The sequence below is a fragment of the Tardiphaga sp. OK246 genome (assembly GCF_900188215.1).
In the GTDB taxonomy this organism is placed as follows: Bacteria; Pseudomonadota; Alphaproteobacteria; order Rhizobiales; family Xanthobacteraceae; genus Tardiphaga; species Tardiphaga robiniae.
Window position 1 is genome coordinate 110225 of record NZ_FZOX01000001.1, and the last position, 25143, is coordinate 135367.

Sequence of the window (25143 nt, forward strand, 5' to 3'; positions counted from 1 at the left end):
TTAATTGATGAAGGAACTGGAAACGGCGGTGGCAGGGTGCATGATGGACGCGGGGCGACGCTCACTGCCAGCCCAGGCGATCGTCTTGGCTCGTTATTCCGGCGCGCGCGTCGCCGGCGAAGCCGGCATAGCGCGAACCTCAGCCACTCCATTGGAGTGGCGGGGAATCTCGACATGTTTGGCGCGGTTGAAGACTCCCATGTTGAGATTCCGGGTTCGCGTCCGGCAAGTGCCGGCCGCGCCCCGGAACGACTAACTTGGGCAGCAAGACAGCGCCTAAACATTTTTTCCTATCCTCCGTTGACAGCATCCCTTGCATGGATTAAATTCTCCTCCGTCCTGCCCCACCGAGAGGGGCGATCGCGATCGTCACGTTCGCGGGGTGGGATGCGGTGGACGCCGGAGATGCGGCGTCACGCGGTTTGGGGTGACGTCTGTCTTCGGGCAGGACGGATCTGCGCCAGCACTGTCACTGGCAGGAGACGGCCGACCTTCGGATGGAAAGACTCCTGGACAGTGTGACGGACGACCAAGTCAAAACGTGTCCGGCCTAGTCGCTTGAGGCTCCCTTCCCATCGCCTTGGGACTTTAATTCGCGATCGGAGCGTTCGTCGAGGCAAAGTGCAAGCAACCGAAAAAACACCGCAGGCGGAACGTCGGGCAATCGCTCGGCGCCTCCGAAAGTCCTGATGCACTCCAGATTGCGGAAGACCGCATTCGCATCAGGCCCAAGGGTGCAACGGGCACCCGGCGTTCCGCACGCCCTCTCACAAGAGGGCGGGAATGCGAAGCACGATGGCGCCCCCGCGCCGCAAACAATGGGGGCGATGACGCATGTCTGAAGAACAGTGGCTGTTTGACAGTTGAATCTGCGATGGCGCGTAGGCGCCAGAGCAATCCCTCCCTCAGCGCGGCTACGCCGCTTGGGGGAGGAGCAGGAAGAGCGTGCTACTGCTTGAACGGATAGGCCAGTTGCCCGGTGAATTCGGTCGGCAAAGGCTCGCCGTCGACACCGTAATTGTCCGGCAGTTCACCCTTCGGCATGCGGAAGGTCCCGAACATGATGTCCCAGATCGGAAATGTGCCGGCGAAATTGGTGTTGCCGCCGCGCTCCAGCGACGTGTGGTGCCAGCGGTGGAACACCGGCGTCGCCAGCACATATTTAAACGGCCCGAGGGTCCAGTTCAGATTGGCGTGCACGAAAGCCGAGTGGAAGGTCGTGAACGGTCCGACCCACAGCATGATGTTCGGCGAGATACCGGCCATCAATAGCAGCACGTCGACCGCGACGGTGCCGAGAAACAGGTTGACCGGATGAAACCGTGCAGCAGAGATCCAGTCGATCTCTTCCGACGAATGATGGATGGCGTGGTACTTCCAGAAGCCGCCGCCGTGATACATCCGGTGCAGCCAGTAGAGCATGAAGTCGGACACCACGAGGAAGAAGATCCCCTGTACCCAGAGCGGCATCTGCGCCAGCGGCCCGTGGCCGTTGTCGTAGAAGGCAATCAGTTCATCGGCATCGTGAATATTGAAGACGACGGCAGCGCCGACCACGAGGAGTCCGATCCGCACGACGCGGGTGATCAGCGGGACGAAGAACCAGTAGACCACGTCGGTCACGATCTCCGTCTTGCGCCACCAGTGCTTGCCGGGATTGCAGGCCCAGAAATGCGTCAGCACCGTAAAGACCACCGCAACAACCAGCGTGATCGGCACCACCTTCATGATGGTCTCGCCGAACATGTTCAGGACTTCCATGGGGAGTATAGTCATCGCGACCTCGTAGGCTCCGGAGGCCAAGAGTTACCGCGGTATGCTTAAGGAGCGATGAAGCGAAAAGGACACGCCTGGTGTCATCACACCCAAGTCATTCTAAAATCGCTTTAAGTAGGTATTTACCGTGCAAAAGAAGAGACAAATGCGACCGACTTTCATCAATCGAATTAACCGCACTGCAATTCCCCACTCCTAGTGTTCCCTCATGGTCACGGTGCTGAGAACGCCGGGGAGACCAGGCATCACGATCGACAGCCACGTGCACATATGGAGTTTTGTATTATGAAGAACCTCGTTTCGCGTTTCATGAAGGATGAGTCCGGCGCCACCGCTATCGAATACGGCCTGATTGCTGCCGGCATCTCGCTGGCCATCATTGCGGTCGTTAACGGCCTCGGCTCGAACCTGAACGGCAAGTTCACCTCGATCAATGGCTCGCTCAAGTAAGCGACTGTTACGAGTGCATCAAAGGCTCCGGTGTCCGGAGCCTTTTTTGTTTCGGAATGCTGCTGAGCAGTCGTCGTCAAAAGTGTAATGCGTATGAGACACCCCGACATTCCCCGCTTTGTCCTGCAGGGACTTCAGATCTCGCTCCGCGACCCTGCCGGCTTGGTCTGCGCCGCATTGACCCTCGCGCTGGTCGCCGTCGCGATTCGGATCGCCAGCGTTTGGTAAATTCTTTCTTGTTGTCCGATTATTCATTTCTGCTGGCTAGGTTTTCCGTCGTCGCCGTAACGGGCCCTTGAAGCCATGATCCTCGATTTGACGCGCCTCCTGCTGTTCCCGGGCCTGATGGCCTATGCGGCGATCAGCGACCTTTTCACAATGACCATTTCGAACCGTATCTCGCTGCTGCTGGCAGCGGGCTTCACCGTATTGGCGATCTTCGGTGGGATGGGTCTTCACGATGCGCTGTCGCATCTCGGCGCGGGGGCGACCGTGCTGGTAGTCGCTTTCGCCTGTTTTGCGTTCGGCTGGATCGGCGGCGGCGATGCCAAGCTCGCCGCAGCTGCGGGACTGTGGTTCGGCTTCGACCATCTCCTGAACTACCTCGTTTACGCCTCGCTGTTCGGCGGCGCGCTCACGTTGCTGCTGCTCCAGTTCCGGCAGTGGCCGCTGCCCTATGCGCTCGGCGGCCAGGCCTGGCTGATGCGTCTGCATCACAAGGAAACCGGCATCCCTTACGGTATTGCCCTCGCCCTCGGCGCACTGCTCGTTTACCCCGACACCGGATGGGTGAAGACGATCGACCTGGCGCGTCTCGCGCTTCACTAAGATCGGAACTTTCTATTAACGCGATTTAGATACCGCTCATTAACCATGCTTTGACGAATAACTGGTCAACTCCCGTTACAGCGGCGGCAGCGTCGCGGCGTAATGTGGAAAGTTGAAGCGTATGAATACCGCACGCATTGTGGTCCTCGCCATTGCACTCGGCGCTGGCAGTGTGGCGCTATATCTTGCGAGCACATCGGACGCACCGCCGCCCCCTCAGGTCGCCGAAGCCCCGACAACTGACGTTCTCGTTGCCAAGGCCGATATCGCGCTCGGTCAGGCGCTCGGTCCCGATGATGTCCAGTGGCAGTCCTGGCCCGCATCAGCGGCGAGCACCAATGTCATCAGCCGTAACAGCCGCCCGGACGCAGCGACGCAAATCGCTGGCTCCATCGCGCGGTCGGCCTTCATTGCCGGCGAACCGATCCGCGAACCGAAACTGGTACGCGCCAATGGCGCTGGCTTCATGGCCGCCGTTCTGCCGACCGGCATGCGCGCCGTCTCCACCGAAATTTCGCCGGAAACTGGCGCCGGCGGCTTCATCCTGCCAAACGACCGCGTCGACGTGATCCTGTCGAAGCGCGAACGCGGTACGGATCGCAGCGGCATTGAGGTCATCAACTCCGAGATCATCCTGAATAATATCCGCATCCTCGCCATCGATCAGGCGCCCAAGGAAAAGGACGGTCAGAACTCAGTCGTCGGCAAGACCGCAACGCTCGAATTGAAGCCCGAACAGGCCGAGTTGCTCGCCCGCGCGCGGCAGAGCGGCACGATCTCACTGGCATTGCGGGCCCTGGTCGACGCTAACGCGCCTGCGCCGGTTGAAGATCCCAATGGCGGTAAGCGCGACAGTATTAGCATCGTGCGTTACGGCATCCCGTCGACCGCGACCATGACGAAGTGATGAAGAGGACGCAGGCGATGAAGCGCATCACAACAGGCGGATCGATGCGGGCTCTTGCAGCCCGCGCGCTGTCGCTCACCGCCATCACGGCGCTCACGATCAATCCCGTATTGACGCCCGTTTTCGCGGCCGACTCCGCGTCCATGCAAGCCGGCAGCGCCGGCGCCTTGAACGCAAAATTCCTGCCGCTCGGCATCGGCAAGTCGATCGTCATCGACCTGCCGCGCGACATCAAGGATGTGCTGGTCGCCGATCCCAAGATCGCCAACGCCGTCGTGCGTTCGGCACAGCGCGCCTACATCATCGGTGCGACCGTAGGCCAGACCAACATCGTATTCTTCGACGTCAACGGCCAGCAGATCGCCGCCTACGATATCGCCGTCACGCGCGACCTGAACGGTATTCGGGCCGCGCTCAAGCAGACCATGCCCAATACGGATATTCGCATCGAAGGTCTCGGCGATGGCGTGATGCTGTCGGGTACGGCATCGAGTCAGGTCGAAGCGCAGCAGGTCGCGGACCTCGCGGCGCGCCTCGTCGGCGGCATGGACAAGGTCGTGAACAGCATCTCGGTGCGCGGGCGTGATCAGGTCATGCTCAAGGTCACCGTTGCGGAAGTCCAGCGCAACATTGTCAAGCAGCTCGGCGTCGATCTGTCGGCGTCGATGAGCTACGGCACGTCCGTCGTCAACTTCAACAATAGCAACCCGTTCACGGCGCGCGGCGGCAGCCTGGTCTCCGATAATGCCCTCAAGGCATCCTTCGGATCGACGCCATCCGTCACGGCGACGCTGAAAGCGATGGAAAACGCCGGCGTCATCCGGACGCTTGCCGAGCCCACGCTGACCGCGATCTCCGGCGAGACCGCCAATTTCCTTGCGGGTGGTGAATTCCCGGTCCCCGGCGGCAATACCTGCGATCCCACGACGCGAATCTGTACGACGCAGATCACCTTCAAGAAATTCGGTATTTCGCTGGGCTTCACGCCGGTGGTTCTGAGCGAAGGTCGTATCAGCCTGCGTGTCGGCACCGAAGTCTCCGAGCTATCGCAGGAAAATTCCGTCACGATCAGCGGAACGTCGATCCCGGCGATCAAGGTCAACCGTGCGGATACCACGCTCGAGATTCCGTCCGGCGGTTCGATGGTGATGGCCGGCCTTATCAAGCAACAAACCAAAGCGGCCATTAGCGGCCTGCCGGGCATGTCGCAATTGCCTGTGTTGGGCACGCTGTTCCGCAGCCGGGATTACGTCAACAACAACACCGAGCTGATGGTCCTGGTCACGCCCTATGTGGTCCGCGCCGTCGCGCAGAAGGATCTCTCGCGTCCGGATGACGGCTTCGTGGATGCATCCGATCCGCAGGCCGATCTGCTCGGCAACGTCAACCGCATCTATGGCGCACCGCACCGCACCGAGCCGACCCAACCGACGCGCAGCTATCGCGGCGTTTTCGGCTTCATCACGGATTGAGACGGGGCAAGTATCCGATGACCATGATCAATCACACAGCGATACACTCTTCGCGCACACGGACCGCCACCGGCGCGCTGCTGTTCCTGGCGCTTGCGCTCGGCGGCTGCAAGACCGTTGCGCAGGACACCACGTCAAGCATACCGGACGATTACCGGCTGCGGCATCCCATCGTTGTCGAAGAACGGGCCAAGACCACCGAGGTCTTCGTCGGCAGCCAGCGCGGCGGCCTGTCGGCCACACAGCGCGCGGATGTCGTATCGCTCGGTCAGGACTGGTTGCGCGAAGGCACCGGCGTCATCACTGCGGAGGTGCCGGTCAATACACCGAACGCACGCGCCGCCAGAGAGTCTTATCGTGAAGTTCATTCGCTCCTGATGGCGATCGGTGTGCCCCAGAACGGCGTCCTGATGCGCAGCTATCAGCCGAGCGATCCGCGTATGTTGCCGACCATCCGCGTCAGCTACCCGCTGATCGCGGCTTCGGCTGGTCCGTGCGGCACCTGGCCCGACGACCTTGCGTCGTCGATCAAGAACAAGGGCTATCTCGCGAACAAGCCATACTACAATCTCGGCTGCGCCCAGCAACGCAATCTCGCCGCCATGGTTGCCAATCCTTCGGACCTGGTTCAGCCGCGCGCCGAAACCCCTGTCTATGCCGGCCGACGTACCGTCGTGCTGGACAAGTATCGCAAGGGTGAGAGCACCGCGACGACCTATCCCGAAGACAAGACCAGAATCAGCAATGTGGGCCAATGATTAGCTACGCGCAGAAAACCGCAGACGAGCAGCCCTCCGCCGCAACACCCGCGGCAGAGGAGCATATTGCGCCGGCACCGCGGGTGTCGGTGCAGGCGTTCTGCGAGACAGTGGAAACCGCTGCCGCTGTGCAGGCCGCCGCCGAGGACAGGCGCCTGGGCAAGGCTCACATCAAGATCCAGATGGGCGGCATGCCTGCGGCCATCGAGGCCTATCGGTCGGCACCGACGCCGAACGTCATTGTTCTCGAGACCGAACCGCGCGGCGACATTCTCGCTGGCCTTGATCAACTGGCGACGGTTTGCGATTCCGGCACCCGCGTGGTGGTGATCGGCAAGGTCAATGATGTTACGTTGTACCGCGAGCTGGTTCGTCGCGGCGTCAGCGACTACGTGATCGCGCCTGTTGCGACGATCGATGTCGTTCGTTCGATCTGCGGACTGTTCTCGGCGCCGGAAGCCAAGGCGGTCGGCCGCATCATTGCCGTGGTCGGCGCCAAGGGCGGCGTCGGCGCGTCCACCATCGCTCACAACGTCGCCTGGGCGATCGCGCGCGATCTGGCACTGGACTCCGTTGTGGCTGATCTCGATCTCGCATTTGGAACTGCCGGGCTGGACTACAACCAGGACCCGCCGCAAGGCATCGCCGACGCGGTGTTCTCGCCGGATCGTGTCGACACCGCCTTCATCGACCGACTGCTGTCGAAGTGCACCGACCATCTCAGCCTGCTGGCTGCCCCTGCCACACTGGACCGCGTCTACGACTTTGGCGCCGAGGCCTTCGACTCGATCTTTGACACGCTGCGGTCGACGATGCCCTGCATCGTGCTCGACGTGCCGCATCAATGGTCGGGATGGACCAAGCGGGCCCTGATCGGCGCGGATGACATCCTGATCGTCGCAGCGCCAGATCTCGCCAACCTGCGCAATACCAAGAACATGTACGATCTGATCAAGGCCTCGCGCCCCAATGATCGCGCACCTCTGTACTGCCTTAATCAGGTCGGCGTTCCAAAGCGGCCCGAAATCAGCGCCAGCGAATTCGCCAAGGCCATCGAGACACCGCCGATCGTCACGATCCCGTTCGATCCACAGATGTTCGGCTCGGCCGCCAACAATGGTCAGATGATTGCCGAGATTGCGGCCGGCCATCGCACCACCGAACTCTTTCTGCAAATTGCGCAGCGGCTGACGGGCCGCGGCGAGGCCAAGAAGCCACGAGGATCCTTCCTGGGTCCGTTCCTGGAGAAGTTGCGGTCGAAATAATCCGCCGCATGGAGTGTTGTCGTGTTTGGTAAGCGTAGCGGAACAGATACCGATGTCCGGGCCGTCAAGCCCGCCATCGCGCCGGAGCCCTCTCCCGGCGCGATGGCTGCGTCTGCGCCACCGGCTGTGTCATCGCCGCCGCTGTCACCCGCACGCGCCGCATCTGCCCCCGTCATCGCAGAGCGCCGCTCCGAAAATTACTATCAGGTCAAAGCGACGATTTTCGGCGCCCTGATCGAGGCGATCGACCTCGCGCAGCTCGCCAAGCTCGACGGCGAATCCGCGCGCGAGGAAATCCGCGACATCGTCAACGAGATCATCGCGATCAAGAACATCGTGATGTCCATTGCCGAGCAGGAAGAACTGCTCGACGACATCTGCAACGACGTGCTCGGTTACGGGCCGCTCGAGCCGCTTCTGGCGCGCGACGACATCGCCGACATCATGGTCAATGGCGCCGGCACGGTGTTCATCGAAGTTGCCGGCAAGATCCAGAAGACCGGCATCCGTTTCCGCGACAATCAGCAGCTGTTGAATATCTGCCAGCGCATCGTCAGCCAGGTCGGCCGCCGCGTCGATGAATCCTCACCGATCTGCGACGCTCGTCTTGCCGACGGTTCGCGCGTCAACGCCATCGTGCCGCCGCTGGCCATCGATGGTCCTGCGCTGACGATTCGTAAATTCAAGAAGGACAAGCTGACGCTCGAGCAGCTGGTCAAATTCGGCGCGATCTCGCCGGACGGCGCCCAGATCCTTCAGATCATCGGCCGCTGCCGCGCCAACGTGCTGATCTCCGGCGGTACCGGTTCGGGCAAGACCACGCTGCTGAACTGCCTCACCAACTATATCGACGACGACGAGCGCATCATCACCTGCGAGGACGCCGCTGAACTTCAGCTGCAGCAGCCCCACGTGGTGCGGCTCGAAACCCGGCCGCCGAACATCGAGGGCGAAGGCCAGGTCACGATGCGCGAACTGGTGCGCAACTGTCTGCGCATGCGCCCGGAGCGGATCATCGTCGGCGAAGTCCGCGGACCCGAGGCATTCGACCTGTTACAAGCGATGAATACCGGCCATGACGGCTCGATGGGCACCCTCCACGCCAACAATCCGCGTGAAGCGCTGTCACGCTGCGAATCCATGATCACCATGGGTGGTTTCTCGCTGCCCTCGCGCACCATTCGCGAAATGATCTGCGCGTCGATCGACGTCATCGTACAGGCCGCCCGTCTGCGCGACGGCTCGCGCCGCATCACGCACATCACCGAGGTGATGGGCATGGAAGGCGACACCATCATTACGCAGGACCTGTTCGTCTACGACATGGTCGGCGAAGACGCCAACGGCAACATCATCGGACGGCACCGCTCGACCGGCATTGGCCGCCCGCGGTTCTGGGATCGTGCCCGCTATTACGGCGAGGAGAAGCGGCTCGCGGCGGCGCTCGATGCTGCCGAAGTCATAGCGCCGAACTGAGGAGCGAATGATGAACATGCAGGCGCTCGCATTGGCATTCATGGCCAGCATCGCTGTCGGCGGTGTGGCCTGGGTTTTTCTCTATCCGCTGTTGTCCGGCGAGAAGAAGGCCGAAGCCCGCCGTGCATCGGTCGCGCGGACGGAGCCCGTGGCGCGCCAGGTCGACAAAAACCAGCGCTCCCGGCGCGAGCAGGTCGAAGGATCGCTCAAGGAAGTCGAAGCACGCCTTCAGAAGGAAAAGAAGATCCCGCTCGGAATCCGGATCGCGCAGGCCGGCCTCGACTGGAGCGACCAGAAATTCATGGTGATCTCCGGCATTCTGGGAGGCGGAAGCTTCCTGGTGACCATGATGTTTGGCGGCGGTCTGCTCGCGGCCGCCGGTCTCGGATTCGCCGCCGGCTTCGGCCTGCCGCGCTGGATTCTCAGCTTTCTCAAGAAGCGGCGCGAAGCCGCATTCCTCAAGGCGCTGCCGGATGCCGTCGACGTCATCGTTCGCGGTATCAAGGCCGGTCTGCCGCTATTCGACTCGATCAAGGTTGTCGCCGCCGACGCGTCGGAACCCCTACGCAGCGAATTTCTTGCCATCATCGAAACTCAGACGATCGGTATGCCGCTCGGCGAGGCTTGTGCGCGGCTCTATGAGCGCATGCCGCTTCCGGAGGCCAACTTCTTCGGCATCGTCATCGCGATTCAGCAGAAGTCGGGCGGCAACCTCTCGGAAGCTCTCGGCAATCTCTCCAAGGTGCTGCGCGACCGCAAGAAGATGGCCGAGAAAATCCAGGCCATGTCGATGGAAGCCAAGGCGTCCGCCGGCATCATCGGCTCGCTACCGCCGATCGTGATGTTGCTCGTCTATCTCAGCACGCCTGAATATATTTCGCTGCTGTGGACCCATCCGACAGGCCGCCTGATGCTGGCGGCCTGCGTGGTCTGGATGTCCTGCGGCATCTACGTCATGAAGCGCATGATCAACTTCGACTTCTGATGGTGCTGGCATGCTCGATCTCCTGATAGCAAAGCTTCACGACATCCGTTTCATGACGATGCTGCTTGCCGCGATCGCGGTTGCAGCAACAGCCTACAGCCTGCTTACGCCGTTGTTCGCCGGCGACGGTCTCGCCAAGCGGATGAAAGCGGTCGCCAGCGAGCGGGAGCGGCTGCGGCAGCGCGAGCGGGACCGCATGGCCAAAGGCGAGAGAGTGTCGCTGCGCCAGACGCCGAAGCAACTCGTCTCCAAGGTTGTGACCGACTTCAACCTCAGCAAATGGCTGGCGCAGGAAGCCGCGCTCGACAAGCTGGTCATGGCCGGCTATCGCGGCCAAGCGCCCTATATCACCTTCCTGTTCTTCCGCGCCGTCACGCCGATCGTGTTCCTCGTCTTCGCGATCCTCTATGTGTTCGTCATCTCGCGCATGGAACAGTCGATGCCCATCAAGATCGGCATGTGCCTCGGTGCCGCCTATCTTGGCCTGCAGGCGCCGATGATCTTTCTCAAGAATGCAATCACCAAACGCCAGCTTTCGATCCGCCGCGCGTTTCCGGACGCTCTCGATCTGCTGCTGATCTGTATCGAATCCGGCATGTCCATCGAAGTCGCGTTTCGCCGCGTGTCCATCGAGATCGGAACGCAGTCGGTGGCGCTGGCCGAGGAATTCACACTGACCACGGCCGAACTGTCCTATCTGCAGGATCGCAAGGTTGCATATGAGAACCTCGCAAAGCGTACCGGATTGGAGGGCGTCAAATCAGTCTGTCTGGCGCTAATGCAGTCGGAACGCTACGGCACTCCGCTCGGTCAGAGCCTTCGCGTGATGGCGCAGGAAAACCGCGACATGCGCATGAACGAAGCCGAGAAGAAGGCCGCCGCGCTGCCGCCGAAGCTGACGGTGCCGATGATCCTGTTCTTCCTGCCGGTTCTGTTCGTCGTCATTCTCGGCCCAACGGGCATCAAGGTCGCAGCGATGCAGTGACGCCGGTGAGCTTGGCCTTGCTCAACGTCATTGCGAAATTTGACCTGCGAGAAATTACGACCGACGCGGTGCGTCGTCGTCCCGGGCGCCCAGGCGGGGCTGACCTTTACTGCTCAGCATCTGCTTGAGATAGGCGACATTCGCCGCTGCTTCGTCTGGCGGCAGGTCAGCCCTCACGATGGATTCCGCTTCACCGAACCGGCCTTGCAGGCCAACCACGAGACCGAGATTCTGGCGAACGCGCGGATCGACATTGCCGCGGCCCTGCGCGCGGCGCAGCGTCGCCTCGGCCTGCGGCAGATCCTTCGAAAGCATGTAGGACAGACCGAGATTGGAGAGCACGGACGGCTCCTCCGGCCTGATCTTCAGCGCGCTGTCGTAGTAACGGCGGGCTTCGTCATGCCTCCCCATCTGGTCAAGGACGGCGCCTTGTGCCGACAGGATACGCCAGTCCGGATTGGCTGGGCTATGTGCGGTGGTCAGCACATCGAAGGCGCGCTGGAAGCTGCCGGCGTCGGCCAGCGCGCGGCCGTAGCCTGCCAGCAGCGGCCTGTTGCCGGGATTCGTCAGCGTCGCCTGTTCGAACACCGAAACGGCCTGGGCCCGCTGGCCGTTGGCCCGGAGGGCCTGGCCGTAACGCAGGGCAGCGTCAGCATCCTTGGGATTGGCGCGATAGCGTTCGCCATAGACTTCGGCCGCACGGGCGGGATCGGCATCGGCTGGTGCTTCCGCCCGAGCGCCAAGGGAACCGGTGATATCGGACATGCCCGCCGTCTTGCAGCCGGCAAGGCCGCTGGCCAGGATTGCCGTCATTGCCGCGGTCGTCAAAAGCCGGGCAAGACAAGGGGGCTGACGCATGGCACTTTGACTCAACAATGGAGCGGACGGACGAGCCGGATGCCTTCAGCAATAGAGTGTTAACCCTAATGGCTGGTTAATCGGCGCGGGCCACGCCATATCCTCCAATACCGTCGCTTGACGCCCTTTGCGCTTCAGGTGTCATTGCCGCTCCCTTTCGCGAGATTCTGCATATGCATTCCGCCTTCGAGACCGCTGCCGCCGCATCCACCATTCCGATCACCTTCGCGACCAAGACAACCTGGCCCGAAATCAGCGCAGCACTCCCCGCACCCGCGAAAGCTTTCGCCGCGGCCAACGGTTTTGCGGCGAAACCCGGCGCCTGGCTGGCGTTGCCGACGGAAGATGGCGCAATCGCCCAGGTCATCTTCGGGCTGGAAGACGACGGCGCGACCTTCCGCGACCTGTTCCGCCCGGGGCAATTGCCCGGCCTGCTGCCACCGGGCACCTACCGTTTCGCCAACGCACCCCACGACACCCGCCTCGCCGTGCTCGCTTTCGCCCTCGGCAGCTATCGTTTCGGCCGTTATCGCAAGAATGATGAGCCCAAGGTGAAGCTGGTGCCGCCTGAGGGCGTCGATGTCGCCGAGATCAGCCGTATCGCCGAGGCCACAGCACTGGCGCGCGATCTCATCAATACGCCGTCGAACGATATGGGGCCGGAAGCGCTCGCCGCGGCCGCCAGGGATCTGGCCGCGCGTTTTGGCGCAGAGTTCAACTGCATCGTGGGCGACGACCTCGTGCAACAGAATTTCCCACTGATCCACGCCGTGGGCATGGCCTCGACGCGCGCGCCACGATTGATCGATTTCTCCTGGGGTGACCCATCGCATCCAAAGGTGACGCTGGTCGGCAAAGGCGTCTGCTTCGACACGGGCGGCCTCGACCTCAAGCCATCGAGCGGCATGCTGATCATGAAGAAGGATATGGGCGGCGCCGCCAATGTTCTCGCGCTAGCGCTGATGGTGATGGACGCGAAGCTGAAAGTGCGGCTGCGCGTGCTGATCCCTGCTGTCGAGAACGCCGTCGCCGGCAATGCCTTCCGCCCACTCGATATTTTCAAATCGCGCAAGGGGCCGACGGTCGAAATCGGCAATACCGACGCCGAAGGCCGCCTGGTGCTGGCCGATGCGCTGGCCTATGCTGATGAGGAGAAACCGGACCTGCTGGTCGATCTGGGCACGCTGACCGGCGCTGCGCGCGTGGCGCTCGGGCCCGATCTGCCGCCCTACTACACCAACGACGAGACGCTGGCACTCGACGTCGCGCGCTGTGCGAAGGAGCAGAACGATCCGCTCTGGCGACTGCCGCTTTGGGCTCCCTACGATGCCTGGCTCGACTCCAAGGTCGCCAACATCAACAACGCGCCCTCCGGCGGCTTTGCCGGCTCAATCACATGCGCGCTATTCCTGCAGCGTTTCGTCGAAGCTGCGAAGAGCTGGCTGCATGTTGATATCTATGGCTGGACGCCATCGGCGAAGCCAGCGCGCCCCGAAGGTGGCGAATGCCAGGCTGCACGTGCAATCTATCAGCTATTGAGCCAGCGCTATGGATAAACGAGATCCCCGGCTCACGCCTGCGCGACCTGACGTGGCCGCGCGATATCTTGAAGGTCAGGTCGAGGCCGCACGTTTCGTCGACGGTGAAGAATTCGAGGTTGCCGATGGCGTCGCCTCCATGCGGCTCCAACCATTCTCCGGCGCAGAAATGAATACGCAGGCCTTGAAGGGCGAGCGCTTCACCATCTACGATCGCAACGACGAAGGCTGGGCCTGGGGCCAACTCAATGGCGACGGCTATGTCGGCTGGCTTTCGGATCTCGCACTCTATCCACCCGGGCCGACGCCAACACACAAAGTGACCGCGCTCCGGACGTTCCTTTTCCCTGGGCCCTCCATCAAGCTGCCGCCGACAGATACGCTGCCGCTAGGCGCGCGCCTGGCCATCGTCAAGATGACAGATGCGTTTGCGATGACGAATGCCGGACATTGCGTACCGAGGCGGCATGTCGCGGATATCGGTGCGTTCGAGACCGATTTCGTTGCGGTCGCCGAGCGCTTCGTCGGCACGCCCTATCTCTGGGGCGGCAAGAGCAGCCTCGGTATCGATTGCTCCGGGCTGGTGCAAATCGCACTGACCGCCGCGGGAACCGGATGCCCCCGCGACAGCGACATGCAGGAGAGCGGCCTCGGCCGCGCCTTGTCAGACGCCGAGATGCAGCATCTGAAGCGCGGCGATCTGATTTTCTGGAAGGGCCACGTCGCCATTGCCCGCGATGCCGACACCATCGTGCATGCCAATGCGCATCACATGGCAACGGCCATCGAGGACACGAAAGGCGCCATTGCGCGGATCAGGGCGGCCGGCAGCAATGTCACGAGCATCAAACGGCTGGACTAGGCACCGCGCGCTCGTAGTAGTCCTGCAGTCGGTCACGATGTAGCGCCAACCACTGTAGGGCACTCACCATTAGGCCATTGTGAATTACACCGCTATCCAGCGCCGCGATCGCCTCGTCTATGGAGACCACGAAAGGCCGGGTATCCTCGGTCTCTCCGACGAGGCCGCCCCGAACAGGCACCTTGCTGCTGTCGACGAAGCCGAGAAAGAACGTGATATATTCGTCGGTGCAGCCAGGCGTCGGCAGCACGCTATAGAGTTCAAACAAACGCTGCGGCGTTACGCCGATCTCTTCCGCGCATTCTCGCGCAGCGGCAGCGAGCGGCGTTTCATCGCCATCGATCCGCCCGGCGACGATCTCGACCATCTCACCACGCCCCGTGGCCAGATGCGCCGGCAAACGGAACTGATGGATCAGTACGATCTTGCCGCGCTCCAGATCGATGGGAATTACTGCTGCCACCTTGCTCGCACGCAGCACGTCGCGCTGCTGCCGCAACGTCTCATCGTCCGCGCGAATGATCGCGATATCGTACCGTTCGTAGGTCATGAAGCCGCGTCCGACCACCGTCGGGGCCGAGACAGCGACATCGGCAGCACGGTCTGTAATGGTGGGACGGTGATCGTTGTCTTTCGTCATCGTGTCCTACTGCGCAGCATCCCCGCCTGGCGCCGTTTCGATCCTGAACGCTGCGGCAAACAGCGCGCGGGTGTAATCGCTCTTCGGATTCTTGAACAGATCTGCAGCCGGGCCCTCTTCGACCACCTTGCCGTGCCGCATCACGATGAGGTGGCTCGCTAGTGACGCGACCACGCGCAGGTCATGCGAGATGAACAGATAAGTGAGATCGCGCTTGCGCTGCAGCTCGCGCAGGAGGTCCACCATCTGCGCCTGGAACAGCATGTCGAGCGCACTGGTCGGCTCGTCCAGCACGACGAAACTCGGCTCCAGCACGGCTGCGCGCGCGATGCTGATGCGCTGGCGCTGGCCGCCGGAGAACTCATGCGGATAGCGGAACCGGGTCTTGGGATCGAGACCGACATCCTGCAGCGCCTTGACGACGCGCGTCTCACGATCCTCCGGCGAAAGAGAAGGCTGATGCACGCTGAGCCCCTCGGCGACGATATCGCCGACTGACATACGCGGCGACAGCGCCCCGAACGGATCCTGAAACACGATCTGCATGTCACGCCGGATCGGCCGCATGTCCTTGAATTGCAAACCCTGGATATCCTTGCTCAGGAACACGATCGGCCCCTGCGAGGAGATCAGCCGCAGCAGCGCAAGGCCGAGCGTCGTCTTGCCCGAGCCGGACTCGCCGACCACCCCCAGCGTTTCGCCCTGACGCACCTTCAGACTGACGCCGTCCACGGCCTTCACGTGACCCACCGTCTTGCGCAGCAATCCGCGCTTGATCGGAAACCAGACCTTGAGATCGTCCGCCGACATCACCACCGGCGCGTCGGGCCGTGGCGGCGCCGGATCGGGCTTCGGCTCGGCGGCAAGCAATGCCCGCGTATAGGCGTGCTGTGGCGAGGTAAACACCTGCTCCACCGGCCCCTGCTCAACGATCTTGCCGTTATTCATCACGCAGACGGTGTCGGCGATACGGCGGACAATGCCGAGATCGTGGGTGATGAAGAGGAGGCTCATGCCGAGCCGCTGACGAATATCGGCCAGCAGAGCGAGGATCTGCGCCTGCACCGTGACGTCAAGCGCGGTGGTCGGCTCGTCGGCAATCAGCAGATCCGGTTCATTGGCGAGCGCCATCGCGATCATCACGCGCTGGCGCTGACCGCCAGACAGCTGATGCGGATAGCTGGCGAGACGCGTTTCCGGATCGGGAATGCCGACTTGCGTCAGCAATTCCAGCGTTCGTTCTCGCGCCTTGCTGCCGCGAATGCCGTTATGGAGTTGCAGTATCTCGCCGATCTGCGCACCGATGGTGTGCAGCGGGTTCAGCGAGGTCATGGGCTCCTGGAAGATGATCGAGATATCGTTGCCGCGGATGCCGCGGATCTCGCGCTCCGACATGCTCAAAAGCTCGTGGCCCTTGAAGCGGATATGGCCGGACGGATGTGACGCCGTCGGATAGGGCAGCAGCCGCAGGATCGACATGGCGCTGACGGATTTGCCCGAGCCGGACTCGCCCACAAGCGCAACGCACTCGCCCCGTTTTATCTCGAACGATACACTGTCGACAGCGACCGACGTATTGCCGCCATGGTGGAACGCGACCGAAAGATCGCGCACATCGAGCAGCGGCTGGTTGATGGCATCCATGCTGCGGCCCTACCTGAACGTCTTGCGCGGATCGAAGGCATCGCGCACGCCCTCGCCGATGAAGATCAACAGCGACAGCATGATCGCCACCGCAAAGAAACCGGTGAAACCGAGCCAGGGCGCCTGCACATTGGCCTTGCCCTGCGACAGCAGCTCGCCAAGCGACGGCGAGCCTGGCGGCAGGCCGAAGCCCAGGAAATCCAGCGCGGTCAGTGTCATCACCGAGGACGAGACGATGAACGGCAGGAACGTCATGGTCGCGACCATCGCGTTCGGCAGCAGATGCCGAATCATGATCTTGGCGTTGGATACGCCCAGCGCCCGCGCCGCCATGATATATTCGAAATTGCGGCCGCGGAGGAATTCGGCGCGCACGAGACCGACGAGCGATACCCATGAGAACAGTAGCAGGATCCCAAGCAGCACGAAGAAGCCAGGCACCAGCACGGACGACAGGATCAGCAGCAGATAGAGTGACGGGATCGCACTCCAGATTTCGATGAAGCGCTGGAACGCCAAATCGACCCAGCCGCCGAAATAACCCTGCACACCGCCTGCGGCAATGCCGATGATTGACGAAACGATGGTGAGCGCGAGGCCGAATAGCACCGAGATGCGGAAGCCGTAGATCAGCCGCGCCACGACATCGCGGCCCTGATCGTCGGTGCCGAGCCAGTTATATTCGAGATCGCGGCAGCTCTTGAGGCCCTTCTTTTCGACCACCGGCTTGCACTGCTCCTCGGTGAGCATCCATGTCGGTTTCGACGGTGCCGGCGTCGGCAGATCGAGATTGTGCGTGTCGTAGGAATAGCGGATCAGCGGCCAGAGAATGGTGCCGTTCTTCTCGGCGATCAGCTTCTGCAGGAACGGATCGCGATAATCGGCGGCCGTCTCGAAATCACCGCCAAAAGTCGTCTCCGAATAGGTGACGAAAGCTGGGAAATACATCTTGCCGTCGAACTTGATGAAGAACGGCCGGTCATTGGCGATCACCTCGGCAAACAGCGAGATGAAGAACAGGAACAAGAAGATCCAGAACGACCAGTAGCCACGGCGATTGGACTTGAAGTTCTGCCAGCGACGCTGGTTGAGCGGCGAAATGCCGAGCGGGTGACGCGACGGCGGCACTGCTTCGCCAAGCGGCGACAGCGTGGTGGTTTCGACGGGCACGGGCGCTGTGATCGTCATCAGACTTCTCGCGCCTCAAAGTCGATCCGCGGATCGATCCACATATAGGCCAGATCGGACAAGAGATTCACGACGAGACCAACCAGCGAGAAGATGAACAGCGTGCCGAATACCACGGGATAATCGCGGTTGAGCACGCTCTCGAAGCCGAGCAGGCCGAGGCCATCAAGCGAGAAGATCGTCTCGATCAGCAGCGAACCCGAGAAGAAAGCGTGAATGAACGCACCCGGGAATCCTGCGATGACGATCAGCATCGCGTTACGGAAGATGTGATTGTAGAGCACCTGCCGCTCGTTGCAGCCTTTGGCGCGCGCCGTCATCACATATTGCTTGCGGATCTCGTCGAGGAACGAGTTCTTGGTCAGTAGCGTCATGGTGGCGAAGGCACCGAGCACCATCGAGATCAGCGGCAGCGTCATGTGCCAGAAATAATCGATGATCTTCCAGTACCACGGGAACTGGCTCCAGCCGTCCGAGGTCAGTCCACGCAACGGGAAGATGCTCCAAAAGGATCCGCCCGAGAACAGGATGATCAGCAGGATCGCGAACAGGAAGCCGGGAATGGCGAAACCGACAATGATGACGGCCGAGGTCCAGGTGTCGAAGCGCGAGCCGTCCTGCACCGCCTTGCGGATGCCGAGCGGGATCGAGATCAGGTAGGTGATCAGCATCATCCAGATGCCGAGCGACATCGAGACCGGCAGCTTCTCCTTGATCAGCTGCAGCACCGTCGTGTCGCGGAAATAGCTCTTGCCGAAATCGAAGCGGGCGAAGTTCCACAGCATCAGCGCGAAACGTTCCGGCGCCGGCTTGTCGAAGCCGAACTGCTTTTCCAGGCTCTTGACGAAATCCGGATCAAGCCCCTGCGCGCCGCGATATTTCGAGTTCACCGCATCGCCTGCGGCGCCCGGCTGCGCACGGTTACCGAAGTCACCGCCGGACGAGCCGGAGACGCGTGAGGCACCGGTATCGGCGCCGCTGAGCTGCGCGATCACGCGCTCGACCGGACCACCGGGCGCGAATTGCACCACGACGAAGGAGACGAACAGGATTCCCAGCAGCGTGGGAAACATCAGCAGCACGCGCCGTGCGATATATGCGCCCATGCTATTTGGCCTGCTCGCTTGAAGGTTTTGCGGACGCCCACCACAGATCGGGCGCACCGACGCCGATATATTTCGGCAGATTGGCGGGATGGCCGAACACATCCCAATAGGCCACGCGATGCGAGGCCGCATACCATTGCGGCACCCAGTAGCGGCCGGCGCGGATGACACGATCCAGCGCCCGCGCCGCGAAAACCAGCTTGGGGCGCGTATCGGCGGCGATGACTTCGTTCATCAGGGCATCGACCACAGGATCGGAAATGCCGGCGAGATTGTTCGAGCCCTTGGTCGCTGCCGATTGCATCGAGAAGAATGAACGCAGGGAATCACCGGGAATGGTGGAAAAGCTGAAACGCTCAATGGCAGCATCGAAGTCGAAATCGTCGCGGCGTGCACGGAATTGCACGGGATCGACAAGACGCACACTGGCCTCGATGCCCAGCGTGCCGAGATTTTTGATATAGGGCATGTGATGCGCCTGGAAAGCAGGCTCATCAAGCAGAAACTCGATCTTGAACGGCTCACCCTGCGCCGTCATGCGCTTGCCGTCCTTCATTGCGCAACCTGCGTCGTTCAGGAGCTGGATGGCCTTGCGCAGCAGCGCACGATCCTGGCCCGAACCATCGGAAGTTGGCGGCACATAGGGATCACCGAACACTTCGCTCGACACCTTGTCCCGGAACGGCTCCAGCAATGCGAGCTCTTCCGGCGACGGCGCACCAGTCGCCATCAGGTCAGAGTTCTGGAACGGCGACACCGTGCGCACATAGGCGCCATACATGATGGTCTTGTTGGTCCATTCGAAATCGAATGCATTGCCGAGCGCCTCACGCACGCGCGGATCCTTGAACTTGGCGCGGCGTGTGTTGAGGAACCAGCCCTGCGCGCCGGACGGCGTATCGTCGGGCAGCATCTCCTGCTTGACCCGGCCATCCTTCACGGCCGGAAAATCGTAGCGTGTATTCCAGATGCGCGAGGTGAACTCCTCGCGATACAGATAATTGCGACCGGTGAAGCCCTCGAAGGCCACGTCGCGGTCGCGATAGAAATCGAACCGCACCGTATCGAAATTGTAGCTGCCCCGGTTGACCGGAAGGTCTGCGGCCCACCAGTCCTTCACGCGGTCGAATTCGATGTAACGCCCGACCTCGAAGCGCCCGACCTTGTAAGGCCCGCTACCGAGCGGCGTCTCCAGCGACGTCTCATCGAATGCGCGCTTATCGTAATAGGCCTGCGAGAAAATCGGCATGCCTGCAACGAACAACGGCACGTCGCGGCCGCGTTTCTCGGCGAAGGTCACCACCAGCGTCACGTCATCGACAGCCTCGGCCTTCACCATATCACGCATCTGCTGCGTGATGATGGGATGGCCCTTGGTCTTGAGCGCCGTCAGCGAAAACGCCGCATCGCGCGCAGTGAGCTTGCTGCCGTCATGGAATCGCGCCTCCGGCCTCAGCGTAAAACGATAGGTCAGACCATCGGCGGAGATCTGCACGGACTTCGCGACCAGCCCGTACATCGCGTCTGGCTCGTCGCCCGCGCGCACCATCAGCGGGGCGAAGGTCATGCCCATGCCCTGCGCGCCGTCGCCCTTCAGAACATAGGCGTTCAGCGAATTGAAGGTCTGGAACGACTGGTTGAATGCACGGCTCGACGGCACCGTCGAGAAGGCGCCGCCCTTCGGCGCCTTGACGTTGACGTAGTCGAAATTCGGAAAATCGGCCGGATATTTCAGATCGCCAAAGGCGGAGATACCGTGGGCTTCGCTCGGCGCCTGCGCCAAAGCGGGGCTGAAGCGCGCGACCGCGATAGCGCCGATCCCGAGACCCAGCACGTGCCGACGATTGAGCTGCGCCATGCGCGATGTGCTCCTCAAGAGCGCTTGCCGATCTTGGCGGCCTTGTCGGCGTCGTACCACCAGATGGCGGGGAAACCCGACTGCCCGTATTTCGGCGGCTCGGGCGGACGACCGAAGCGATCCCAGCGCGCGGTGCGGACCTTGTTGTAGGTCCATTGCGGCACCACGAAGTTGTTCCACAGCAGCACGCGATCCAGCGCCTTGGTCGCAGCGACGAGATCGTTGCGGTCCTTGGTGAAGATCACGCGATCGATCAGCTTGTCGATCGCAGGATTCTTGATGCCGACGATGTTGCGTGAGCCGGCCATATCGGCAGCCTGCGAGCCCCAGAATTCACGCTGCTCGTTACCGGGCGACAGCGACTCCGGCCAGGACGACACGACGATGTCAAAATCCCAGGTCCGCAGCCGGTTCTCATATTGCGTGGCATCGATGGTGCGGACCGACACGCCGATGCCGAGACGTTCGAGCGATGGCTTGAAGAACAGCATCACGCGCTCGAAGGAGGGATCTTCGCCGAGCAATTCCAGCTCAAACGGCGCACCGGTCTTGGCATTGACCAGTTTGCGATCACGGACTTCGTAGCCCGCTTCCTTGAACAGTTGTAGCGCTTCGCGAAGATTGCCGCGCACATTTTCAGCACTGCCACCGACCGGATTCGTATAGGGCTTGGTGAAAACCTCCGGCGGCACTTCGGCGCGCACCGTCTCCAGAATCTCCAGCTCCTTGCCTTCCGGCAGACCCGACGATGCCAGTTCGGTGCCGTCGAAATAGCTGGAGATGCGCTTGTACTGGCCGAAGAAGATCTGCTTGTTCATCTCCTCGAAGTCGAACGCATAATTCAGCGCGCGGCGAACGCGCGGATCCTTGAACTTGTCGCGGCGGATGTTGAGCGCGAAGCCCTGCATGATGCCCGACGAGCGGTTGAGGAATTCTTCGAGGATAACGCGCTTCTCGGCAACTGCAGGAAAGTCATAGGCCGTCGCCCAGTTCTTGGCGCTGTTCTCGGTGCGCCAATCGACCTGATCGCCCTTGAAGGCTTCGAGCGCGACGGTGCCGTCACGGAAATACTCGTAGCGCAGCTCATCGAAATTATTGCGACCGACATTCACGTTGAGGTCGCGGCCCCAATAGTCTTTCACGCGCTCCACCGACACCGAACGGCCCGGCACGAAATCCTTGATGCGGTAGGCGGCGCTGCCGAGCGGCACCTCCAGCGTGGTGCTGCCGATGTCGCGCTTCGCGCCGGAAGCGTTCGTGCCCTCCCACCAGTGCTTGGGCAGCACGGTGAGCTGGCCGACGATCTGCGGCAATTCGCGATTGCCGGGCGCATCGAAGGTGAACTTGATCTCACGCTCGCCGACCTTCTCGGCCTTCACCACATGGCGGTAATAGGCAGAATATTGCGGGTGATATTTCTTGAAGGACTCCAGCGAGAAGATCACATCCTCCGGGGTCACCGGCTTGCCATCATGCCACTTGGCATTCGCCCGCAACCGATAGGACACCCAGGAGTAATCCTCGGGATGGCTGACGGCTTCCGCGAGCAGGCCATATTCGGTCGAGACCTCGTCCAGCGATCCTGTCGTAAGGGACTCGTAGATCAGCCCGACGGCGCCGGCGATGTTGCCCTTCACGCCGGCCACCGCGATGTTGAAATTGTCGAAGGTGCCGATGGCGATCTGGCGGACGGTGCCGCCCTTGGGAGCTTCCGGATTGACGTAGTCGAAGCGCTTGAACTCCGCCGGATACTTGATCTCCCCGAACAGGGACAGCGCGTGGCGCCACTCTGCACCTTTAGCCGTAGACTGGGCACTTGCTGCATCGATCACGGAGAGGCTGCCGGCACCACCGATGACAGGGGCAAGTGCGGCGAAGGCGCTGGTCTGGAGAAGGCGGCGTCGGGAAATCGTCAATGTGCTGAATCCTGTGAACCGAAGCAGTCTATTAGAACGGTCATATAAGGCGAGGGTTCGACCGATTATGCCGGCTTTTCCGCAGGATACCACCCGTCACGCTGGTTGCATCCTAACGCGTTGCGGCCAAACGTCCCGCTTAAGCTTTGGTAATGCAGATACGAAAACGGCCAGGCTGAGCCTGGCCGTTTAATCGATGATAAATTACCAAGGAACAGCGTTACGACACCGTCCTCATTTCGCTGCAGTGGGCAGCGGCACCGGCTTATCGGCGAGAGTTGCCAGATAGGCGATCACGTCGGCGCGCTCGCTATCCTTTTGAATGCCGGCGAAGCCCATGGCCGTGCCCGGTACGGTGCCCTTCGGATTGGCGATGAACTTGTTCAACTCCTCGAAGGTCCAGGTGCCGCCCTTGGCCTTCATGCCCGCCGAGAAGTTGAACCCGGCCTTGCCTTCGCCCACCTTCTCATTGACGACGCCGAACAGGTTCGGGCCAACGCGGTTCGGACCGCCCTTTTCGAACGTATGGCAGGCAGCGCACTTCTTGGCTGCGGTTGAGCCCTTCTCGACCGAAGCCGTCTGCAGCAGCTTCTCGATCGGTTCGGACGGCGCGGCAGCGGCCTTGGCACCACCGGCAGCCTCTTCCTTCACGGCGATATCAAAGCCAGGCTTTTCCATATGCTTCGGTGAAAACACGGCCTGGGCGGTGAAATTCGTCACCATCAGAACCAGGCAGGTGCCGAGAATGGCGCCCATAATCTTGTTGAGTTCAAAGGAGTCCATAGTCGAAAAGCCCCACGCCGTTTTAGGTCATTGGAAGGCCGCTCCAACGGCCTCGACACACTCAGGAATCACGTTCCTGCGGCCCTTGGGCCTGCCGTTTTGAGATAACGGTTTGCCCATCCTCTGGCAACCCGTATAAACGCCGCGCCCTTTGATGTGCATCATACTTTTCGGGGGGAAGATCACTGGAATCCAAGCCGATTTTGACATGACAGACACACGCACCCTTGTGCTCATTCCCGCCCGGATGGCGGCCACCCGCCTGCCCGGCAAGCCGCTGCTCGATATTGGCGGGCTGCCGATGATCGTGCATGTGGCGCGACGCGCCAAAGAGGCCGGTCTGGGCCGTGTCGCCATCGCCACCGATACGGCCGACATCGCGGACGCCGTTAAAGCCCACGGTTTCGAGGCGGTCATGACCTCCCCGGACCACCCGTCAGGGTCCGACCGGATATTTGAGGCCCTGTGCAAACTGGACCCGGCCGGGCACGTCCAGACCATTGTCAATGTCCAGGGCGACCTGCCCACTATTCCGCCGGGCGACATTAGCGCCGCGGTCCGCCTGCTCGACGACCCCGCGGTCGACATCGCGACCCTGGCGACCGAGATCCACAAGGATGACGAACATACCAATCCGAGCGTGGTGAAGCTGATCGGCTCGCCAGCCGGGCCCGACAGGCTGCGTGCGCTGTATTTCACCCGAGCCACGGCGCCCTATGGCGACGGGCCCCGCTACCATCACATCGGGCTTTATGCCTATCGGCGCGCCGCGCTCGAAGGCTTCGTCAAACTCGCGCCGTCGACGCTGGAGCTACGCGAAAAGCTCGAACAGCTCCGCGCACTGGAAGCCGGCATGCGGATCGACGCCGCCATCGTCGATAGCGTCCCGCTCGGCGTCGATACGCCCGCGGATCTCGAAACCGCCCGCCGGCTACTGGCAAAAACCTGAGTGACTGATACAAGGCCCGCCATGACCATTCCCCAAAATCAGATCATGAAGATCGCATTCCAGGGCGAGCCCGGCGCCAATTCCCATATCGCCATCGTCGAGGCGTTTCCGAATGCCGAGCCGCTGCCCTGCGCCACCTTCGAGGATGCGCTGGCCGCGATCACCTCGGGCGAGGCCGATCTAGGCATGATTCCGATCGAGAACTCGATCGCCGGCCGCGTCGCCGACATCCACCATCTGCTGCCGCAGTCGGGCCTGCATATCGTCGGTGAGTGGTTTCTGCCCATTCACCACCAGATGATGGCGCTGCCCGGCGCGAAGCTCACCGACATCAAGACGGTGGAAAGCCACGTCCACGCGCTCGGCCAGTGCCGCCGCATCATTCGCAAGCTCGGCATCAAGGCCATCGTCGCCGCCGACACCGCCGGCTCGGCCCGCGCGATTGCCGAACGCGGCGACAAGAGCTGCGCCTCGCTGGCCTCACGGCTCGCGGCAGATATCTACGGGCTCGAAATTCTCGCCGAGGACGTCGAGGACGAGGATCACAACACCACGCGTTTCGTCATCCTTTCCAAAGACGCCAAATGGGCGCCGCAGGGCTCCGAACCGCTGGTCACCAGTTTTGTTTTCCGCGTCCGCAACCTTCCTGCGGCGCTCTACAAGGCACTCGGCGGCTTCGCCACCAACGGCGTCAACATGACCAAGCTGGAAAGCTACATGGTCGACGGCGAGTTCTTCGCCACGCAGTTCTACGCCGATGTCGACGGTCATCCGGATGACCGCAACCTCGCTTTCGCGCTCGAAGAGCTGAAGTTCTTCTCACGCGAATTCAGGATCGTCGGCGTCTATCCGGCGCATCCTTTCCGCGCGACCTTCGGCGAACCGACCTCGTAACCGGC

22 protein-coding genes are annotated in these 25143 nt (G+C 61.8%); 13 read left to right on the forward strand and 9 right to left on the reverse strand.

Translation table 11 applies throughout. The features are described from left to right. Positions 1-948: 948 nt before the first annotated feature. Positions 949-1776, reverse strand: coding sequence for a sterol desaturase family protein (locus CHC01_RS00545; RefSeq protein WP_089263571.1), 828 nt, complete (start codon positions 1774-1776; stop codon positions 949-951). A 285-nt stretch (positions 1777-2061) separates the two neighbouring features. On the opposite strand from CHC01_RS00545, the gene CHC01_RS00550 reads away from it, so the two are divergent. From CHC01_RS00550 to CHC01_RS00590, 9 genes are all read left to right on the forward strand, one after another. Then, positions 2062-2226 carry a Flp family type IVb pilin gene (locus CHC01_RS00550; protein WP_089261533.1) on the forward strand — a complete coding sequence of 55 codons (165 nt, stop codon included), beginning with the start codon at positions 2062-2064 and terminating at the stop codon, positions 2224-2226. Between the two features lie 303 nt (positions 2227-2529). Next, positions 2530-3054 (forward strand): A24 family peptidase, encoded by a 525-nt coding sequence (locus CHC01_RS00555; RefSeq protein WP_089261535.1) that lies wholly within the window; start codon positions 2530-2532, stop codon positions 3052-3054. Between the two features lie 121 nt (positions 3055-3175). After that, complete coding sequence (cpaB, locus tag CHC01_RS00560) at positions 3176-3961, forward strand: Flp pilus assembly protein CpaB (protein WP_089261538.1); 786 nt, start codon at positions 3176-3178, stop codon at positions 3959-3961. 17 nt (positions 3962-3978) lie between these two features. Then, positions 3979-5433: a type II and III secretion system protein family protein gene (locus tag CHC01_RS00565; protein ID WP_176454460.1), complete on the forward strand. Its 1455-nt coding sequence runs from the start codon at positions 3979-3981 to the stop codon at positions 5431-5433. A 23-nt stretch (positions 5434-5456) separates the two neighbouring features. Further along, positions 5457-6191, forward strand: coding sequence for a CpaD family pilus assembly protein (locus CHC01_RS00570; protein ID WP_089263573.1), 735 nt, complete (start codon positions 5457-5459; stop codon positions 6189-6191). Next, on the forward strand, positions 6188-7456 hold the full coding sequence (locus CHC01_RS00575) for a CpaE/TadZ family protein (RefSeq protein WP_089261540.1): 1269 nt from the start codon (positions 6188-6190) through the stop codon (positions 7454-7456). The genes CHC01_RS00570 and CHC01_RS00575 overlap by 4 nt, the downstream gene beginning before the upstream one ends. Positions 7457-7477: 21 nt before the next feature. After that, complete coding sequence (locus tag CHC01_RS00580) at positions 7478-8932, forward strand: TadA family conjugal transfer-associated ATPase (RefSeq protein ID WP_089261542.1); 1455 nt, start codon at positions 7478-7480, stop codon at positions 8930-8932. 10 nt (positions 8933-8942) lie between these two features. Further along, positions 8943-9917 carry a type II secretion system F family protein gene (locus CHC01_RS00585; RefSeq protein WP_089263574.1) on the forward strand — a complete coding sequence of 325 codons (975 nt, stop codon included), beginning with the start codon at positions 8943-8945 and terminating at the stop codon, positions 9915-9917. A 10-nt stretch (positions 9918-9927) separates the two neighbouring features. Further along, positions 9928-10902 (forward strand): type II secretion system F family protein, encoded by a 975-nt coding sequence (locus tag CHC01_RS00590; RefSeq protein ID WP_089261544.1) that lies wholly within the window; start codon positions 9928-9930, stop codon positions 10900-10902. Positions 10903-10956: 54 nt separating this feature from the next. Here CHC01_RS00590 and CHC01_RS00595 read toward each other — a convergent pair whose 3' ends face one another. Next, entirely contained in the window at positions 10957-11760 is an 804-nt protein-coding gene (locus tag CHC01_RS00595; protein ID WP_089261546.1) for a tetratricopeptide repeat protein, read from the reverse strand. A gap of 173 nt (positions 11761-11933) precedes the next feature. Between CHC01_RS00595 and CHC01_RS00600 the strand changes: the two genes are divergently transcribed. Further along, the gene (locus CHC01_RS00600) at positions 11934-13316 is read left to right on the forward strand and encodes a leucyl aminopeptidase family protein (RefSeq protein ID WP_089261548.1); all 1383 of its coding nucleotides are present in this window, start codon (positions 11934-11936) and stop codon (positions 13314-13316) included. Then, positions 13309-14160 carry a C40 family peptidase gene (locus CHC01_RS00605; protein ID WP_089261550.1) on the forward strand — a complete coding sequence of 284 codons (852 nt, stop codon included), beginning with the start codon at positions 13309-13311 and terminating at the stop codon, positions 14158-14160. The genes CHC01_RS00600 and CHC01_RS00605 overlap by 8 nt, the downstream gene beginning before the upstream one ends. Here the strand turns inward: CHC01_RS00605 and CHC01_RS00610 are convergent. The 7 genes from CHC01_RS00610 to CHC01_RS00640 all read right to left on the reverse strand — a co-directional run bounded on the left by CHC01_RS00610 (position 14144) and on the right by CHC01_RS00640 (position 23295). Then, complete coding sequence (locus tag CHC01_RS00610; RefSeq protein WP_089261552.1) at positions 14144-14800, reverse strand: NUDIX domain-containing protein; 657 nt, start codon at positions 14798-14800, stop codon at positions 14144-14146. The two genes, CHC01_RS00605 and CHC01_RS00610, sit on opposite strands and share 17 nt — an antisense overlap. Positions 14801-14806: 6 nt before the next feature. Next, positions 14807-16444 carry an ABC transporter ATP-binding protein gene (locus CHC01_RS00615; protein WP_089261554.1) on the reverse strand — a complete coding sequence of 546 codons (1638 nt, stop codon included), beginning with the start codon at positions 16442-16444 and terminating at the stop codon, positions 14807-14809. Positions 16445-16453: 9 nt separating this feature from the next. Further along, positions 16454-17632: an ABC transporter permease gene (locus CHC01_RS00620; RefSeq protein WP_089261556.1), complete on the reverse strand. Its 1179-nt coding sequence runs from the start codon at positions 17630-17632 to the stop codon at positions 16454-16456. Then, positions 17632-18738 (reverse strand): microcin C ABC transporter permease YejB, encoded by a 1107-nt coding sequence (locus CHC01_RS00625; protein WP_068736211.1) that lies wholly within the window; start codon positions 18736-18738, stop codon positions 17632-17634. Before CHC01_RS00625 ends, CHC01_RS00620 begins: the two co-directional genes overlap by 1 nt. Position 18739: 1 nt before the next feature. Next, on the reverse strand, positions 18740-20596 hold the full coding sequence (locus CHC01_RS00630; RefSeq protein WP_089261558.1) for an extracellular solute-binding protein: 1857 nt from the start codon (positions 20594-20596) through the stop codon (positions 18740-18742). Between the two features lie 14 nt (positions 20597-20610). Then, on the reverse strand, positions 20611-22512 hold the full coding sequence (locus CHC01_RS00635) for an extracellular solute-binding protein (RefSeq protein WP_089261560.1): 1902 nt from the start codon (positions 22510-22512) through the stop codon (positions 20611-20613). Positions 22513-22746: 234 nt separating this feature from the next. Further along, a complete protein-coding gene (locus tag CHC01_RS00640; RefSeq protein ID WP_068736206.1) occupies positions 22747-23295 on the reverse strand; it encodes a c-type cytochrome in 549 nt (182 codons plus the stop codon). Positions 23296-23503: 208 nt separating this feature from the next. Between CHC01_RS00640 and CHC01_RS00645 the strand changes: the two genes are divergently transcribed. Both CHC01_RS00645 and CHC01_RS00650 read left to right on the forward strand, forming a co-directional pair. Further along, positions 23504-24244 (forward strand): 3-deoxy-manno-octulosonate cytidylyltransferase, encoded by a 741-nt coding sequence (locus tag CHC01_RS00645; RefSeq protein WP_089261562.1) that lies wholly within the window; start codon positions 23504-23506, stop codon positions 24242-24244. A gap of 45 nt (positions 24245-24289) precedes the next feature. Next, a complete protein-coding gene (locus CHC01_RS00650) occupies positions 24290-25138 on the forward strand; it encodes a prephenate dehydratase (protein ID WP_068736325.1) in 849 nt (282 codons plus the stop codon). Positions 25139-25143: the final 5 nt, after the last annotated feature.

What these genes read in the sequence shown, in the direction of transcription:
- CHC01_RS00595 (WP_089261546.1), bottom strand. Translation starts at nt 11,760, where the DNA reads ATGCGTCAGCCCCCTTGTCTTGCCCGGCTTTTGACGACCGCGGCAATG.
- CHC01_RS00650 (WP_068736325.1), top strand. Translation starts at nt 24,290, where the DNA reads ATGAAGATCGCATTCCAGGGCGAGCCCGGCGCCAATTCCCATATCGCC.
- CHC01_RS00615 (WP_089261554.1), bottom strand. Translation starts at nt 16,444, where the DNA reads ATGGATGCCATCAACCAGCCGCTGCTCGATGTGCGCGATCTTTCGGTC.
- CHC01_RS00610 (WP_089261552.1), bottom strand. Translation starts at nt 14,800, where the DNA reads ATGACGAAAGACAACGATCACCGTCCCACCATTACAGACCGTGCTGCC.
- CHC01_RS00630 (WP_089261558.1), bottom strand. Translation starts at nt 20,596, where the DNA reads ATGGCGCAGCTCAATCGTCGGCACGTGCTGGGTCTCGGGATCGGCGCT.
- CHC01_RS00575 (WP_089261540.1), top strand. Translation starts at nt 6,188, where the DNA reads ATGATTAGCTACGCGCAGAAAACCGCAGACGAGCAGCCCTCCGCCGCA.
- CHC01_RS00605 (WP_089261550.1), top strand. Translation starts at nt 13,309, where the DNA reads ATGGATAAACGAGATCCCCGGCTCACGCCTGCGCGACCTGACGTGGCC.
- CHC01_RS00565 (WP_176454460.1), top strand. Translation starts at nt 3,979, where the DNA reads ATGAAGCGCATCACAACAGGCGGATCGATGCGGGCTCTTGCAGCCCGC.
- CHC01_RS00550 (WP_089261533.1), top strand. Translation starts at nt 2,062, where the DNA reads ATGAAGAACCTCGTTTCGCGTTTCATGAAGGATGAGTCCGGCGCCACC.
- CHC01_RS00620 (WP_089261556.1), bottom strand. Translation starts at nt 17,632, where the DNA reads ATGACGATCACAGCGCCCGTGCCCGTCGAAACCACCACGCTGTCGCCG.
- CHC01_RS00555 (WP_089261535.1), top strand. Translation starts at nt 2,530, where the DNA reads ATGATCCTCGATTTGACGCGCCTCCTGCTGTTCCCGGGCCTGATGGCC.
- CHC01_RS00645 (WP_089261562.1), top strand. Translation starts at nt 23,504, where the DNA reads ATGACAGACACACGCACCCTTGTGCTCATTCCCGCCCGGATGGCGGCC.
- CHC01_RS00625 (WP_068736211.1), bottom strand. Translation starts at nt 18,738, where the DNA reads ATGGGCGCATATATCGCACGGCGCGTGCTGCTGATGTTTCCCACGCTG.
- CHC01_RS00545 (WP_089263571.1), bottom strand. Translation starts at nt 1,776, where the DNA reads ATGACTATACTCCCCATGGAAGTCCTGAACATGTTCGGCGAGACCATC.
- CHC01_RS00600 (WP_089261548.1), top strand. Translation starts at nt 11,934, where the DNA reads ATGCATTCCGCCTTCGAGACCGCTGCCGCCGCATCCACCATTCCGATC.
- CHC01_RS00640 (WP_068736206.1), bottom strand. Translation starts at nt 23,295, where the DNA reads ATGGACTCCTTTGAACTCAACAAGATTATGGGCGCCATTCTCGGCACC.
- CHC01_RS00590 (WP_089261544.1), top strand. Translation starts at nt 9,928, where the DNA reads ATGCTCGATCTCCTGATAGCAAAGCTTCACGACATCCGTTTCATGACG.
- cpaB (WP_089261538.1), top strand. Translation starts at nt 3,176, where the DNA reads ATGAATACCGCACGCATTGTGGTCCTCGCCATTGCACTCGGCGCTGGC.
- CHC01_RS00570 (WP_089263573.1), top strand. Translation starts at nt 5,457, where the DNA reads ATGATCAATCACACAGCGATACACTCTTCGCGCACACGGACCGCCACC.
- CHC01_RS00585 (WP_089263574.1), top strand. Translation starts at nt 8,943, where the DNA reads ATGAACATGCAGGCGCTCGCATTGGCATTCATGGCCAGCATCGCTGTC.